The organism is Halorubrum halodurans, assembly GCF_002252985.1.
GTDB lineage: Archaea > Halobacteriota > Halobacteria > Halobacteriales > Haloferacaceae > Halorubrum > Halorubrum halodurans.
The window spans coordinates 1-15,009 of sequence record NZ_NHPJ01000015.1 but is presented as its reverse complement, the minus strand read 5'-3'; the positions used below and the strand labels follow the sequence as shown (position 1 = coordinate 15,009).

12 protein-coding genes and 1 tRNA gene are annotated in these 15,009 nt (G+C 69.9%); 6 read left to right on the top strand and 7 right to left on the bottom strand.

Annotation, left to right across the window (positions count from 1 at the left end; genetic code table 11):
• The first annotated feature begins 56 nt into the window (after positions 1–56).
• Entirely contained in the window at positions 57–1,226 is a 1,170-nt protein-coding gene (locus DJ70_RS01605; protein WP_094529561.1) for a hypothetical protein, read from the top strand.
• A gap of 42 nt (positions 1,227–1,268) precedes the next feature.
• Here the strand turns inward: DJ70_RS01605 and DJ70_RS01600 are convergent, their stop codons facing one another.
• Positions 1,269–1,619, bottom strand: coding sequence for a hypothetical protein (locus DJ70_RS01600; RefSeq protein ID WP_218827777.1), 351 nt, complete (start codon positions 1,617–1,619; stop codon positions 1,269–1,271).
• Positions 1,620–1,918: 299 nt separating this feature from the next.
• Here DJ70_RS01600 and DJ70_RS01595 point away from each other — a divergent pair.
• Positions 1,919–2,069: transfer RNA gene (locus DJ70_RS01595), tRNA-Gln, on the top strand.
• Positions 2,070–2,254: 185 nt separating this feature from the next.
• Here DJ70_RS01595 and DJ70_RS01590 read toward each other — a convergent pair.
• From DJ70_RS01590 to DJ70_RS01575, 4 genes are all read right to left on the bottom strand, one after another.
• Positions 2,255–3,283 (bottom strand): hypothetical protein, encoded by a 1,029-nt coding sequence (locus tag DJ70_RS01590; protein ID WP_094529558.1) that lies wholly within the window; start codon positions 3,281–3,283, stop codon positions 2,255–2,257.
• Entirely contained in the window at positions 3,280–3,756 is a 477-nt protein-coding gene (locus tag DJ70_RS01585) for a FlaD/FlaE family flagellar protein (protein WP_094529556.1), read from the bottom strand. Before DJ70_RS01585 ends, DJ70_RS01590 begins: the two co-directional genes overlap by 4 nt.
• Before the next feature lie 84 nt (positions 3,757–3,840).
• Positions 3,841–4,683: a phosphatase PAP2 family protein gene (locus DJ70_RS01580; RefSeq protein WP_094529554.1), complete on the bottom strand. Its 843-nt coding sequence runs from the start codon at positions 4,681–4,683 to the stop codon at positions 3,841–3,843.
• Positions 4,684–4,786: 103 nt separating this feature from the next.
• Complete coding sequence (locus DJ70_RS01575) at positions 4,787–5,326, bottom strand: zinc ribbon domain-containing protein (protein WP_094529552.1); 540 nt, start codon at positions 5,324–5,326, stop codon at positions 4,787–4,789.
• A gap of 93 nt (positions 5,327–5,419) precedes the next feature.
• Here DJ70_RS01575 and DJ70_RS01570 point away from each other — a divergent pair, with 93 nt between their 5' ends.
• Positions 5,420–6,385: a pantoate kinase gene (locus DJ70_RS01570; protein WP_094529550.1), complete on the top strand. Its 966-nt coding sequence runs from the start codon at positions 5,420–5,422 to the stop codon at positions 6,383–6,385.
• Positions 6,386–6,419: 34 nt separating this feature from the next.
• On the opposite strand, the gene DJ70_RS01565 is transcribed toward DJ70_RS01570, so the two are convergent.
• Entirely contained in the window at positions 6,420–8,051 is a 1,632-nt protein-coding gene (locus DJ70_RS01565) for a SufS family cysteine desulfurase (protein ID WP_094529549.1), read from the bottom strand.
• A 165-nt stretch (positions 8,052–8,216) separates the two neighbouring features.
• Positions 8,217–9,815, bottom strand: a complete 1,599-nt coding sequence (locus DJ70_RS01560) for an N-acyl-D-amino-acid deacylase family protein (RefSeq protein ID WP_179233919.1) — start codon at positions 9,813–9,815, stop codon at positions 8,217–8,219.
• A gap of 100 nt (positions 9,816–9,915) precedes the next feature.
• Between DJ70_RS01560 and DJ70_RS01555 the strand changes: the two genes are divergently transcribed.
• The 3 genes from DJ70_RS01555 to DJ70_RS01545 all read left to right on the top strand — a co-directional run bounded on the left by DJ70_RS01555 (position 9,916) and on the right by DJ70_RS01545 (position 14,600).
• A complete protein-coding gene (locus tag DJ70_RS01555; protein ID WP_094529547.1) occupies positions 9,916–11,313 on the top strand; it encodes a signal recognition particle protein Srp54 in 1,398 nt (465 codons plus the stop codon).
• An 88-nt stretch (positions 11,314–11,401) separates the two neighbouring features.
• On the top strand, positions 11,402–12,628 hold the full coding sequence (locus DJ70_RS01550) for an MFS transporter (protein ID WP_094529545.1): 1,227 nt from the start codon (positions 11,402–11,404) through the stop codon (positions 12,626–12,628).
• A gap of 358 nt (positions 12,629–12,986) precedes the next feature.
• On the top strand, positions 12,987–14,600 hold the full coding sequence (locus DJ70_RS01545) for a Na+/H+ antiporter NhaC family protein (protein WP_094529543.1): 1,614 nt from the start codon (positions 12,987–12,989) through the stop codon (positions 14,598–14,600).
• Positions 14,601–15,009 lie beyond the last annotated feature (409 nt).

Sequence of the window (15,009 nt, the reverse complement as noted above, 5' to 3'; positions counted from 1 at the left end):
GCTCGACGCACGACGACGAAATAATTAATAGCCCGGATACCTTAGATCGTATAGCTATGTCTGACCCTCGGGATCAGCGAGAAGACCTGCCCGTTGATTCCGAGGCGTTTCAGGAGTGGGTTTCCCACACTGCGGACGCCAGAGACATCGACGAACGGGAGCTGTTGAACCAGCTCGTCTCGGCGTTCTGGGTTCTCGACGAGATCAACGGACTCGCCCCCGACGCCGACGCCGTCGGCGGGCCGGCCGACCCGAGCGCCCCCGACGACGCGCCGGAGCGTGTGAGCGGGGACCCGGCGGCTCCCTCCCTTTATCCCGCCTCGTCGGAGCCGACGTCGTCGACGGGCGGGGACGCGGCGGAGGGTGAGGACCCATCGGCGGCGGACGACTCGGAGGGTGACGACGACGACCCGTCGGCGACGGGCGATTCGACGACGGACGATTCGACGACCGGCGACTCGGGGGAGGGTGACGCTCGACCCGAGATCGAATCGAGGGAGTCGCTTCGACGGGAGTTCGACGACCTCCGCGGCTCGATTCACGCCCAGTTCGACGTGGCTCAGTCGGTCGTGGAGCTCCGCCGACAGGTCGGCGACCTCTCCCTGGACGTCGAAAAGCAGCGCTCACGGCAGGAGCAGTTCACCGACCGCATCACCGACGACCTGACCCGGCTCAACCGTCAGGTCGAGGAGCTCAAGACCGACGCGGGTGACGACGCCGCGGATCTCGAACGACGTGTCGACGAGATCGACGCGGGCCTCGACGAGCTGGAGTCGAACCACCGGGAACTCCAGAGCTGGATAGACGAGGAGTTCCACGAGCTCGAATCGAACTTCGAGGAGTTCGAGCGGTGGGTCGACGGCGAGTTCGACGAGATCGAGGCGCTGTTCGAGCGGCTGCTCGAGACGACCGACGACTTCGAGGCCCGTCTCGACGACGTCACACACTCGATCGAGGACGTCTCGACCTTTGAGGAGAGCCAACGCGACCTGGCCGATCTCCGACGCGAGGCGTTCCGGCTCGGCGTCGACGAGGGTCGGTGTGAGAGTTGCGATTCGACGGTCGACCTCTCGATGCTGACGGAGCCCGTCTGTCCCTCGTGTGAGCGGACGTTCGACGGCATCGACCCGAGCGAGTCGTGGAACCCGTTCGCGAAGCCGACGCTTCGGACCGCGGACGACTCGGCGAACCCGATGAAGCCACCGGACGAACTCGACCTCGAGTGATCGAGTCCCGGTTTTCGACGGTATCACCACTCGAAGCCGGATTCAAAACAGCCCGACGGCTCTGATCCCCGCGACGAGAACGGTGGCGTTGTACACGGCGACGAGCGCGAAAAGCGACGAGGGGAGTCCGTATCCGACGAGACGGACGATCGGTGCCAGGTGACCGTCTCGACGCCGCACCGAGACGGCGATCGAGGCGACCTCGGTGACGAGCGTGATCGCGACGACGATGACACACGAACTCACGAGCAGGCCGGTCGTGATCCCGACTTGACGAAACAACGCGTCGACCATGGGGTTCGCTTCGTACACGCTCGGGACGAACCGCAGGCCGACGCCCGTGGTCAGCGCGTCGGCCATCTTCGTGGCGGTCAACAGCGCGATGCCCGACACGGAGATCGCGATCCGCCCGAACCCAACCACTCCCGGCGAACGCGTGGAGCGCCCACTCGTCGAGGGGCCGCGTGATCGAGCCGACGGATCGGTTCCGTGACGCGAACCGTGACTCGTCTTCTCGCCCTTCGAGCGTCGGGGCCTCGAACCGCCGCCGACTCTCCGCCCGTCGTTTGATCGATTCGACATGTCGTTTGGATCGGAACGTCTCTTCGAACTACATAAATCTACGCATCACCTCCCCCGCGTGATCGCGGGAAGGTAACCTACTTGAGTCCGGCCCGGTTAGCTTCGATCGCAGTCCCGTGGTGTAGTGGCCAATCATAATGGCCTTTGGAGGGAATCCGTCCGCGCTCGGGGCCGAGACGCGATCACGGGTCGTCTCTTCGGAGACGCCCGCCGGATGCCCGAAGTCAGCCATTGACGGCGGTTCGAATCCGCCCGGGACTACTTTCGCCGCGAGCAACACCGTGAGCGGCAAATACGTCCAGCGGTTCGAACCCAGAAGGCGAGCGGATTCGAGCCTTCGCGGTTCGAATCCGCCCGGAACTACGTTCGCCGCGAGCAACCCCCTGAGCGGCGGCTCCGCTGAGGGAGCGTCGCGCCGAAAAAGCGGTCGCGTGTGGGTCCCGCCGCTACACCAGCCGCTCGGCGATGCGAGCCGCGCCCTCGGCGGCCGCGGTCGCGGGGTCGTCGGGCGTGACGACCTCGATCTCGCGGTCGAGTTCGGCCGAGAGTCGCTTCTCGAACTCCTCGGCGAGTCCGGGGATACACGCCATCCCGCCGGTGACGGCGATCGGGCGACCCAACGCGAGCTGGTAGGGTTTCATGTGGTCGTTCGCGAGCGCGGGCAGGAACTCGTTGGCGACGACGTCGACCGCNNCGCGGTCGACGGTGAACTCGTGGCTGCCGCCGCCGGGCTGTTGGACCACGTCGGTGAACGGCTCGAAGTCGTACACGTCGGCGTGCTCCTCCTTGTACTCGCGGGCGGTCGTCCGGTCGATGTGGACGCGGCCCTGGCTCTCCTCCTCGACGGCGGCGACGATCCAGCGGTCGACCTCGTTGCCCGTCACCGAGCCGGTCGAGAACGGCGAGAGCTGCTCGCCGCGGCGGTACGCACAGGCCTCGAGCGTCGTCGAGCCCATGTTGACCGAGACGAACACCTCGTCTATCGCGTCGAGCCCGTCGCCGTAGGCGGGGATGGCCCCGCAGAGCGACTCGGGGAAGCTCCGGACCGCGGCCTCGCCGACGCTCGAGCCCTCGATGACCGCCTTGAGGTTCTCGACGCCGGCCTCGTTGTCGATGGTCGGTACCGCGTAGACGACCGCGCTGTCCGCGGGGACGTCGTGAGCGTCCACGACGGCCTCGAAGAACGCTTCGGCGTCGGCGACGCCGTCGTCGTTCTCGGGGAGTCCCGACCGGAGCATGAAGCGCACCGAGTCGGGGTACTCCACCGCGGCGTCGTGGCCGTACAACGCCTTCTCCTCGCCCGTGATGGCGTCCTCGTAGGTCGCCAGACAGGTGAGCGTCGAGTGTCGCTCGCGTCCGTCACGCTCGTCGGGGAGGTCGAGCACCGTCCGGGTGCTGCCGAGTTTCACCCCGACCGGGGTCGGGGCGTCCTGGTCGTCGAAGTCCGTCGTGTCCGTGGATTCTGCGTCGCTCATTGTTCACTCGCACACGAAACGATCCGGACGACGGAGACGAGGCTGATCCGGTGGTCGGCGGGGGAGAAGGGTCGGGTGCGTCGGGGGGCGTCGAAGCCGGCGAGCCGGCGTTCCAACGCGTCCGCGACCGCCGGCGCGACCCACCCGAGCTCGGCGTAGTACGCCAGCGCGTCGCGGCTCCGCAGGTGGCCGCCGACGTCGACGAGATAGCCGAGCCAGTCGGCGATCTCCCGCTCCGCCTCCGGCACGCCCGGTACGGATCGCAGGTAGGGGCGCTCCCCGTCGTCGACCCGCCGCAGCCCGCGTTGCCGCCCGAGGACCTCCCGGAACGCGGCCGAGCGTGCCGCCTGCTCGGCGTGGTTCCGGTTCGGTCGACGAAGCCGCCGCTCCCGTGGCGCCTCGTCCGCGCCCGCCCGCGTTCCCGCGAGCCAGCGCAGTTCCCGTACGTCGTATCTCCGTGGATTCAGGCTCATTGTCCGTCCGTCGTTCGCGTCCGTACCCGAACGGTTCTCGTCACCGTATATGAGCGTTCGTGCGCAGTTATCAGCCGTGAGAAACTACCAGCCGTCTCGGATCCCCGTTCGGGAGACGATCCGCCGGGCGACGGCGACGCTCCCGGCCGCGAGCGCGGCCCCGGCGACCACGTCGATCGCCCAGTGGGTTCCGAGGTACATCGTCGAGACCACGATGCTGCCCGTGAGCAGGCCCGCGACGGGCGTCCACCGCGGGAACTCCTCGTGCGTCGAGACCGCGACGAGGAGGACCGTCACCGACAGCGCCGTGTGAAGCGAGGGGAACACGTTCGTCTCGACGTTCACCCGCGCGGTGAGCCGCGTCACCTCCGGGAACGCCTCGAGCAGCGGCGCCTCGACCCGCGCCGCGTCCGGGTCGGCGCCGGGGAGCCGGTGGTAGTTGCGCGGGCCGTACGCCAACACCGCGCCGTAACAGACGATCGCGGCGGCGTAGTTGACCGCGTACGCGGTCACGAGCGTCTTCAGCGGCCGGGCGTTCGCCGCGAACAGGTACGCGACGAACGGAAAGGCGAGCACCACGACGTAGCCGACCACGTACATCGGTCCGAAGTAGTAGAGTCCCCAGTCCGGCAGCGCCGACTGGAGGGTCGCGACGAAGTCGCCCTCGAGGGCGTAGAACAGCTCCGTCGGGCGGAGCCCGTACCGTCGGGAGAACGCCTCGATCCGGTCGAGAAGCCCCTTGTTGAGGAGGAGCACGACCGCCAGCCCGCCCGCGTAGGGGGCGGTGGTCCGGAGCCGTCGCCGGAGCCGGTCGCGATCCCCGACGACCGACCGGATCCGATCGGCCCCCACGCACGCCGGGAGCAACAGGGCGAAACACGCGAGGGTGACCGCCGCGACGAGCGCCGCGAGCGTCCCGAAGCGCATGTCCTGACGGGATTACGGTCACGACCGTTTCACTGCTCCGCTTCCGGCGGGACGGACCGGGACGGGTCCACGTCGGAGTCCCCGCCGAGGCGCCGACGGCGGGCTACTCCTCGCCGTCGCCCCACGGCACCGGCTCCGTACACCACTGACAGAAGTCGAGGTCGGCGTCGGTCTCCCGGCCGCAGTGGGGACACTCGACGGCCGCGGAGGCGTTCCCGGCCGGCGCGGCGGTCGTCGCTCTCCCGCCGGCTCCGTCCGGCGGGCCGCCGGCCCCGCGATCGACGCTCCCGTCGCCGTCCCCCTCGTTTCCGCCGGCCGCCTGCCGCCGGACCGCCGTCTCGCCGGCTCGATCCGCCTCCGTGGTCTCCGCCCGCGCGACGAGGTACGCGTCCACCGCCGAGAGTCCGACCAGGACCGAGATCGGGAGGGCGACGCCCGGCGGCACCGCGGCCGCGACGTCGCCGATCGACCCGCTCGGGTCGATCGGGCCCGCGTCCGAAAGGCTGTACAGCGCCGCCGCGCCGCCGAGAACCGTCACGTGCCACACGATCGCCCGCCGGAACCGCCCCAGAAACGCGTGTCCGAGGCCGGGGACGAACGTCGCCAGGAGGGCGGCGATCGGCGCGCGGAGGCGGCGTCGCATGCCGACCGCTTCTCTCGGCCGCTACTTACCGGCTGCGGTGTCGGACGGTCGCGGATGACAACGATTAATCGGCGGCTTCGCGTGGGCCGATCCATGAACGGGAAGCGGGCGACCGCGTTCGTCCCCGGCCACGTCACCGCCTTCTTCAGCGCGCACCCGGCCGCGGACCCGGCCGTCGCGGGGTCCCGCGGTGCCGGACTCACTCTCTCCGACGGGGTCGACGTGACGGTCGAGACGATCGACGATCCCGAGGCGCTCGCCGCCGGCGACGCGTCCGCCACCGCCGACGCTTCCGCCCCGATCACCCTCGACGGCGAGCCGGCCTCGATCGGCGCGGTCGCGGACGTGCTCGCCGCGCTCGACGTGTGCGCGCGCGTCGACGTCGAGACCGACCTCCCGCTCGGCGCCGGCTTCGGCGTCTCGGGGGCGGCGGCGCTGGGGACCGCCCTCGCCGCCAACGCGGTCGCCGACCGGGGCCGCTCCGAGAACGAGCTCGTCCGCATCGCCCACGAGGCCGAGGTCGAACGCGGGACCGGCCTCGGCGACGTCGTCGCACAGGCCCGCGGCGGCGTCCCGATCCGGCTGGAGCCCGGCGCACCGGGCCACGGGGCCCTCGACGGGATCCCCGCACACGCCCGCATCGAGTACGTCACCTTCGGCGAGCTGTCGACCGAGGCGGTGCTCGCCGGCGACACCGCCGCGCTCACCGCCGCGGGCGAGCGGGCGCTCTCGCGACTCCGGGCGGATCCGCGGCTCCCGACGCTGATGGACGCCTCCCGCGAGTTCGCGGCGCGGGCGGACCTGCTCGTCCCCGAGGTCGCGGAGGCGATCGAGGCGGTGGACCGCGCCAGCGACCCGGACGGCGACGGGACCGCCGGCGACGGAAGCGAGGGGGACGGCGGCTCCGCCGCGATGGCGATGCTCGGCCGTACCGTCTTCGCGCTCGGGACCGGGCTCTCCGACGCCGGCTACGACCCCGCCGTCTGTCACACGCATCCCGCGGGCGCGCGGCTGCTCGAGAATAGCGATAACCGCCATAGCGATAACCGACGCGACTGACCGCGTCCGGCGCCGACGACGCCCCTTCCCGGCGTCAGTCCGTCCGGGCGGTCGCCGGGTGCCGCGCGTCGAGGTGGTCGCGGGCCGCCTCGGCTATCACCTCGCCGGGACCGCGCACGCAGTCCCGGCGCAGGTCCGGGTAGTGGCCGTCGACGAGCCCCTCGACGATCTCCTCGGCCTCGAGCGCACGCTCGACCGGCTCGCCGCGGAGCGCCTCGGAGACCATGCTCGCGACCGCGGTGCTCACGGCGCAGCTCTCGCTCTCGAAGCCGACGTCGGCGATCCGCCCGTCGTCGATCTCGACGAAGAACTCGCCGTCGTCGCCACAGGAGGTCTCCGCCGCGTCCTTGGTGAACGTCGGGTCGGCGATCGCCCCCGCGTTCCGCGGCGCGTGGTAGTGGTCGGCGAAGCGGTCGTGGAAGCGGTCGGAGGCGACGAGTTCGTCGCGACGCTCCCGAGCGCCCTCCAGCGCATCGATCAGGGCGTCGACCTCCCGCTCGGTGTTGTAGACGTAAAAGGAGGCCCGCACGGAGCCCGGCACGTCGAGCCGGTCGTGGAGCGGCTGCGTACAGTGGTCGCCGGCGCGGACGGCGATCCCGTGGTCGTTCAACACGGAGGAGAGGTCGTGGCCGTGGACGCCGTCGACGTTGAAGGCCACGAGCCCGGAGCGCTCCTCGCCGCGCGGGACGCCGTAGACCGCCACGTCGTCGCGCTCCGCGAGCCGGTCCATCGCGTACTGGGCGAGCTCGTTCTCGTGGGCCGCGACGGCCTCCATCCCGATCCCGTCGAGGTAGTCGGCGGCGGCCGCGAGCGCGATCCCCTCGGCTATCGGCGGCGTCCCGGCCTCGAACTTCCACGGCAGGTCCTCCCAGGTCGACTCCTCGAAGGTCACCTTCCGGATCATCTCGCCGCCGTAGAGGTACGGCTCCATCTCCTCGAGGAGGTGCCGTTTCCCGTACAGCGCGCCGATCCCGGTCGGCCCGCACATCTTGTGCCCCGAGAAGGCGAGGAAGTCGACGTCCAGATCGTCGACGTCGACGGGCCTGTTCGGCACCGACTGCGCCCCGTCGAGGAAGACGAGCGCGCCGTGGTCGTGGGCGAGGTCGGCGAGCTCGGCGACGGGGTTCACGGTCCCCAGGACGTTCGAGACGTGTGCGACCGACAGCATTCGGGTGTCGTCGTCGATCAGCTCGGCCGCGTGCTCCATGTCGAGGTGGCCCTCCTCGTCGACCCGGACGTACCGGATCTCCGCGCCGGTGCGGCGGGCGACCTGCTGCCAGGTGACGAGCGAGGCGTGGTGTTCCATCTCCGTGACCACCACGTTGTCGCCGGGGCCGAACTCCTGCATCCCCATCCCGTAGGCGACGATGTTCACGGCCTCCGTCGCGTTCTTCGTGAACACGATCTCCTCGAGCCCGCCGCTCGCGCCGACGAACTCCGCGATCCGCTCGTGTGCCTCCTCGTAGGCGACCGACGCCTCGTGGCTCAGTCCGTGGATCCCGCGGTGTATGTTGGCGTTGTACTCCTCGTAGTACTCGCGGAACACGTCGTACACCTGCGTCGGCGTCTGCGTCGTCGCGGCGTTGTCGAGGTAGACGAGCGGTTCACCGTCGACCTCCCGGTCCAGTATCGGGAAGTCGTCTCGGATGTGTGCGGGGTCGGCCATACCGGCAACAGATACCAATCGTACAATAAGTTTCGGGGTACGGATCGCTCCCGCCGCGGCGACGCGCCGGCCGGTCACGACACGCCGGTCGGTCGCGCCACCGATCGGGACGTCGCGCCGGTCGGTCGCGGCCCCGATCGTCACCGTCGGTCACGACGCCGACCGTTACGCCGCGCCGATCACGTCGCCGGGGCGCGCGCCGGTGTGGTCGCCGTCGCGGACGACGAACGTCCCGTTGACGAGGACGTGTTCCACGCCGGCGGGGTAGACGGCGGGGTCGAGGAAGTCCCCGGTCTGTTCGACGGTCTCGGGGTCGAACGCCGTCAGGTCGGCGCGGGCGTCCCGCTTCACCACGCCGCGGTCGTCGAGCCCCAGCCTGGCGGCGGGCATCCCCGTCATCTTGTGGACGGCGCGCTCGAGGGAGATCACGCCCTCCTCGCGGACGTAGCGGCCGAGCACGCGGGGGAACGTCCCGTAGCTGCGCGGGTGCGGGACGCCCTCGCCGAGCGGGCCGGACCGGCGGAGCGCGGAGCCGTCGCTGCCGACCATCGTGAGGTCGTGACGCAGGACGGTCCGCACGTCCGCCTCGTCCATGCCGAAGCTGACGTGCATCGTCCGGTTCTCGTCCTCGAGGACGACGTCGAGGAGGATCGCCGCCGGCTCTCGCTCCTCGCCGTCCCGCGCCGCGAGCTCGGCGATCGTCCTCCCCTCGACGTGTTTCAGGTCGGGGTTCTGGACCCCGGTCACGAGGACGCCGTCCCAGTCGGCGGTGCGCTCCGTCTTCAGGTCCGCGCGGATCCGCGCCCGCGTCTCGGGGTCGCGGAGCCGCTCGAGGAGTGCGTCGTCGCCGCCGTCGTGGGCCCAGTCGGGGAGGAACGCCCCGAGGCTCGTCGAGGACGCGACGTACGGGTACTGGTCACACTGGACGTCGATTCCCTCCCGCTCGCGGACGAGCTCCATCCGGCGGAGGGTGGCCCTGACCGTGCCCCAGTTGTCGGGGCCGATGGCCTTGTGGTGGGACACCTGTACCGGCACGTCCGCCCGGCGGCCGACCTCGATGGCCTCCTCGACGCTCTCGAGGAGGCCGTCGCTCTCGGAGCGCATGTGGGTGGCGTAGAGGCCGCCGTGGTCGGCCGCGACCTCGGCGAGCGCGACGACCTCGTCGACGTCGGCGTAACACCCCGGCGGGTAGAAGAGGCCGGTGGAGAGCCCGACCGCCCCGTCGGCCATCGCCTCGGCGACGAGGTCGCGCATCTCGTCGACCTCGTCGGCCGACGGAGCGCGGTCCTCGTGGCCCAACACCGCCGCGCGGACGTTTCCGTGGCCGACGAGCGAGCCGACGTTGAGCGAGAGGCCGTCCGCGTCGAGGAACGCGAGGTAGTCGGCCATCGACTCCCACGCGTCGGGATCCACCTCGTCCCCGAGCCCGCCGCTCTCGAACCAGTCGTCGACGGAGCGGGCAGCCGCCCCGTACCGCGGGGCGGCGCTCGTCCCGCAGTTCCCGACGACCTCGAGGGTCACGCCCTGTCGGACCTTGCTGTGTGCCTCGCGGTTCGCCGGGAGCGTGAAGTCGGAGTGGGTGTGGACGTCGATGAACCCCGGTGCGATCACGTCGCCGTCGAGGTCGACCTCGGCGTCCCCCTCGCCCGCGACCGCCCCGACCGCGGCGATCCGACCGTCGGCGACGGCGACGTCACCGCGGTACCACGGCGACCCGGTCCCGTCCACGATCCGCCCGTTCCGAAGCACGCAGTCGTAGTTCATCGAGCCGAACCACGGACGACGACCGGTAAAGCGTGCCGCCGGCCCCGCCGCTCGGGCGACGAACAAAGCCTTTACCGCGTGGCCCGCCTACCTTCGACAAATGGTGCTCGACGACCTCGGAACGTCCCTGCGGAGCAGCCTCGACACGCTCCAGGGGAAGACGCGGCTCGACGAGGACGACGTCGAGGAGATCGTCAAGGAGATCCAGCGCTCGCTGCTCTCCGCCGACGTCGACGTCTCCCTCGTGATGGACCTGTCGGACTCGATAGAGACGCGCGCGCTGGAGGAGGAGCCGCCCGGCGGCACGACCGCCCGCGACCACGTCCTCAAGATCGTCTACGAGGAGATGGTCGAACTGGTCGGCGACTCCACGGCGCTGCCGCTGGAGCCGCAGACGATCCTCCTCGCCGGGCTTCAGGGCTCCGGGAAGACCACCTCCGCCGCCAAGATGGCGTGGTGGTTCTCGACGAAGGGGCTCCGCCCGGCGGTGATCCAGACGGACACCTTCCGCCCCGGCGCGTACGACCAGGCGGAACAGATGGCCGATCGGGCGGAGGTCGACTTCTACGGCGACCCCGACGCCGACGACCCGGTCGAGATCGCCCGCGAGGGGATGGAGGCGACCGCCGACGCCGACGTGCGCATCGTCGACACGGCGGGCCGACACGCCCTCGAGGACGACCTCATCGCCGAGATCGAGGAGATCGAACGCGAGGTCGACCCCGACCGCTCGCTGCTCGTGCTCGACGCCGCCATCGGCCAGGGAGCCAAAGAGCAGGCCCGCCAGTTCGAGGAGTCGATCGGGATCGACGGCGTCGTGATCACCAAGCTCGACGGGACCGCGAAGGGCGGGGGAGCGCTCACCGCCGTCAACGAGACGGGCTCGTCCATCGCCTTCCTCGGCTCCGGCGAGACGGTTCAGGACATCGAGCGGTTCGAGCCCTCCGGGTTCATCTCGCGGCTGCTCGGGATGGGCGACCTGAAACAGCTCTCCGAGCGCGTCGAGCGCGCGATGCAGGAGACCCAGGAGGAGGACGACGACTGGGACCCGGAGGACATGCTGGAGGGGAACTTCACCCTGAAGGACATGAAAAAACAGATGGACGCGATGAACCGGATGGGGCCCTTGGACCAGGTGATGGACATGATCCCCGGACTCGGCGGCGGGATGATGGACCAGCTGCCCGACGACGCGATGGACGTCACCCAGGACCGGATGCGCAAGTTCGAGCGCATCATGGACTCGATGACCGACGAGGAGCTGGAGAACCCCCGCGTCGTCGGCCAGGAGCGGACCCGCCGGATCGCCCGCGGTTCGGGGACCGACGAGGAGACGGTCCGCCAGCTGCTCGAACAGCACTCGATGATGGAGCGGACCATCGAGCAGTTCCAGGGGATGGGCGAGGGCGACATGCAACGCATGATGAAGAAGATGGGCGGCGGCGGCGGTGGCGGCCTCGGCGACATGATGGGCGGCGGCAAGGGACCGTTCGGGTAGGCCGGACGCGGCTCCGGACCGAGTTCCCCTGGTCGCCAACGCTGCCGACTTCCGCCGGTTTAACCGTCCCACCGGACAAGGGCGGCCGATGGACCTCCGGCGGCTCGCCGCGTACGACGTGCTCCTGTTGACGGCGCTTCTGTGGTTCCTCGGCAAGTTCCTCCGGTACGCCTTCCCGCCGCTGTTCGAGCCGCTCCGGGCGAGCTACGGCGTGAGCAACGCCGCGGTCGGGACCGCCTACACCGGGTTCATGCTCGTGTACGCGCTGATGCAGTTCCCGAGCGGCGCGCTCGCCGACCGGGTCGGCGCGGTGCGGGTGATGGCCGCCGGCGCGGTGGTGGCGGGCCTCGGCGCGCTCGCGCTCGCCGTCGACGCCCCCTTCGTCGCGCTCGCGGCCGTCATGCTCGTCATCGGCGGCGGGACGGGCGCGCACAAGACGGTCGCCGTGCGGCTGCTCGCGCGCGTCTACCCGGCGCGGACGGGGCGCGCGCTCGGCGCGCACGACACGATCGGCGCGCTCGGCGGGGTCGCCGCGCCCGCGGCGGTCGTCCTCTTCCTCTCCGCGCCCCCGTTCCTCGCGGGCCTGCTGGACCGGCTTCCGGGCACGCGCTGGCGCGGGCTGTTCGTCGTCTCCGGGGTCGTCGTCCTCGCGGTGGCGGCCGCGTTCGCCCTCCGGGTTCCGGACCGGCTCCCCGAGAACGCCGACCGCGGGGAGCGTCGCGGCGGGCCCGAGCCGAGCGCGCGCGACTACCTCGCGTTGTTTCGCGACCGGCGGATGACGGCGTTCGTGCTCGTGACGATCGCCTCCTCGTTCGCGTACAACGGGGCCGTCGCCTTCTTCCCGCTGTACCTCTCGCGCGCCGCCGGGCTCTCCGCCTCGACGGCGAGCCTGCTGTACTCGGTGCTGTTCGCGGTCACGTTCGTCCAGCTCGTCTCCGGCGACCTCTCCGACCGGCTCGGGCGGCTCCCGGTGATGACGATCGCGCTCGGGCTGGCGGCGGTCTCGCTCGTCGCCGTCGTCGTTCTCGCCGACGCCGGACCGCTCGCTCTCGGCGTGCTCGTCGCGGCGTTCGGGATCGGATCGCACGGGTATCGTCCCGTCCGGGGTGCCTATCTCGTCGAGGTGCTTCCCGATCGGATCGCCGGCGGCGGACTCGGCGTGATCCGCACGCTCCTCATGGGGGCCGGCGCGCTCGCGCCGGGGATCGTCGGCGCGACCGCCGACGTCGCCGGGTTCCGTTCCGCGTTCGCGGTGCTCGCGGGCGCCGTCGCGCTGGCCGCGCTCGTGGCGGCGGCGCTGTGGATCACGGAGTGACCCGCGGAGCCGGCGATCCGACGCCTCCATGGAGGCCGAGACCGACCGCGCGCCGTCTCGACGGCGAACGATCCGCCAGCAGATCGAAACAGACCGTGACGTACCTCGTCGATCACGGGACGGAATTCGTCGAGTCGAGCACCGTTTACCCCGATCCTGTTCGTATTAACACATTTTGCTCAAACATCGGTGGGTTTATATGGATCTTGTCGCGACACTACACCGGACATGGTAGGGAGTAGCACATGTTACACGTAACCAGCCTAACTACCCGACCGGAAGCGGAGTACGGGCCGAGAGATGACCCGGTGGACGGGGGTCGTCGTCTCGAAACGCGCCGCGACGTAGGAGGGAACCGATGACGGGTGCCGAGACGTTCGGGGCGATATCGGTCGTCCCGCCGCTCCTGGCGATCGTCCTGGCGATCGTCACCCGTCGGGCCGTCCTCGCGCTGTTCCTCGGGATCTGGTCCGGGGGGATCATCTACACGGGGAGCATCGGGGTCATTCAGACGCTCAACTGGACGGTCTCGTCGCTCGGCGAGAGCCTGTTCAACGCCAAGATCCTCACGATCGTGATGTTCCTCGGCGGCGGGGTCGCCATGATATGGCGGCTCGGCGGGGCGAAAGCCATCGCCAACGCCGCCACCGCCCGATTGGACTCCCAACGGAAAGTCGGGCTCGCGACCTGGATCTTCGGCATGCTCTGGTTCTTCGGGGACTACTCCAACACCGCCATCGTCGGCACGACGATGCGGGACATGGCCGACGAGATGCGGATGTCGAGGGAGAAGCTCTCGTACATCATCGACTCCACCGCCGCGCCGGTGGCGACGTTCGGCATCTCCAGTTGGGTCGTCTACCAGCTGAGCATGATCGAACAGGGGTACGAGGCGGCCGGGATCTCCGGACAGGCGCCCGAGGCGTTCAGCCTGTTCCTCCAGAGCATCCCGTTCAACATGTACTGTCTGTTCGCCATCGTGATGGTGGGGATCGTGATCATCACGCAGCGGGACTTCGGCGAGATGCTCGACGCCGAGCACCGCTCGTGGAAACACGGGAAGGTGCTCCGTGACAACGCCGTCCCGATGCAGAGCGCGGAGGAGAGCCTGGGCGAGATGGCGACCGACTCGCCGCAGCTCCGGTACTTCGTCATCCCCGTAGGCTCGCTCATCGCCGTCGTCTTCGCCGGCTCCTTCTACACGGGAGTCGCGGGGGCCGGCGAGGGCGCGGAGCTCATCGACATCGTCGGCAACGCCGCGTTCGTCGACGCCCTGCTGTGGGGCTCGTTCTCGATGGTGTCGATGGGGCTCATCACCGGCGTCGCCGGCGGCCTGATGGACCTCGAGGAGGCGATGGAGACGATCATCGACGGCTTCAGCATGATGCTGACCGCCGCGTCCATCCTCGTCATGGCGTGGACCATCGGCACGGTCACGACCGAGCTCGGGACCGGCGTCTACGTGACCAACGTCGCGGAGTCGATCATCTCCCCGATGCTGCTGCCCGTCGTCATCCTCTTCGCCTCGGCGGTGATCGCCTTCTCCACCGGGACGTCCTGGGGGACGATGGCCATCGTCACGCCGATCGCCATCCCGCTGGCGTGGAGCATCGGCGGCTCCGCCCCGACGCTCCTGCCGGTCGCGGTGGGAACGGTGTTCAGCGGCGCCATCTTCGGCGACCACTGTTCGCCCATCTCGGACACGACGATCCTGTCGTCGACGTTCACGGGGGCGGACCACATCGACCACGTGCGGACCCAGATGTACTACGCGGTGACCGTCATCCTCGTCGCCTCGACGATGCTGCTCGTCTGGGGCGCGACCCGGATCACGCCGCTCGTCCTGCTGCCGATCGGCGTCGCCATGCTCTACGGGCTCGTCTACGGGCTCTCGGAGTGGGACGCCAGCCGCAAGGACCTCACGCCGCAGGCGACGCGGACGCAACAGCAGACCTCGCCGTCGGACGACTGACGGCGTTCGCGAATTGCCGGTTTTTTGATGGACTCGAAGACGTGACGTGAGTGTCAGCGTTCGTCCGCTAATAGAACGAATCGCGTGATAGTGGATGGATCATGGTTGCTGGCGCGATGAACAAGACTGCGGAAAACACGTCCAAAGCCCCAGTCGCGACGACTCGCGCGACTCGTTGCGGTCCTCAGTCAGTCGTTCCACTCCTTCATTGCGGTCCTTATATCGTCGGGCTTCGTCCTCGCGACTGCTCCTTTGCGTCCTACCCCGCACCTCACGCCTCCCCAGCCTCGCGGTTCGCGCTCTCCGAGCGCTCACCGCGTCCCTCGCGGGCTCCTCGCGTCCCTTCGGGACGCTCGGAGGCGCAGGACGAGAGCGAAGCTCTCGCTTGAAGCCGGCGGCTCCGCCGCCG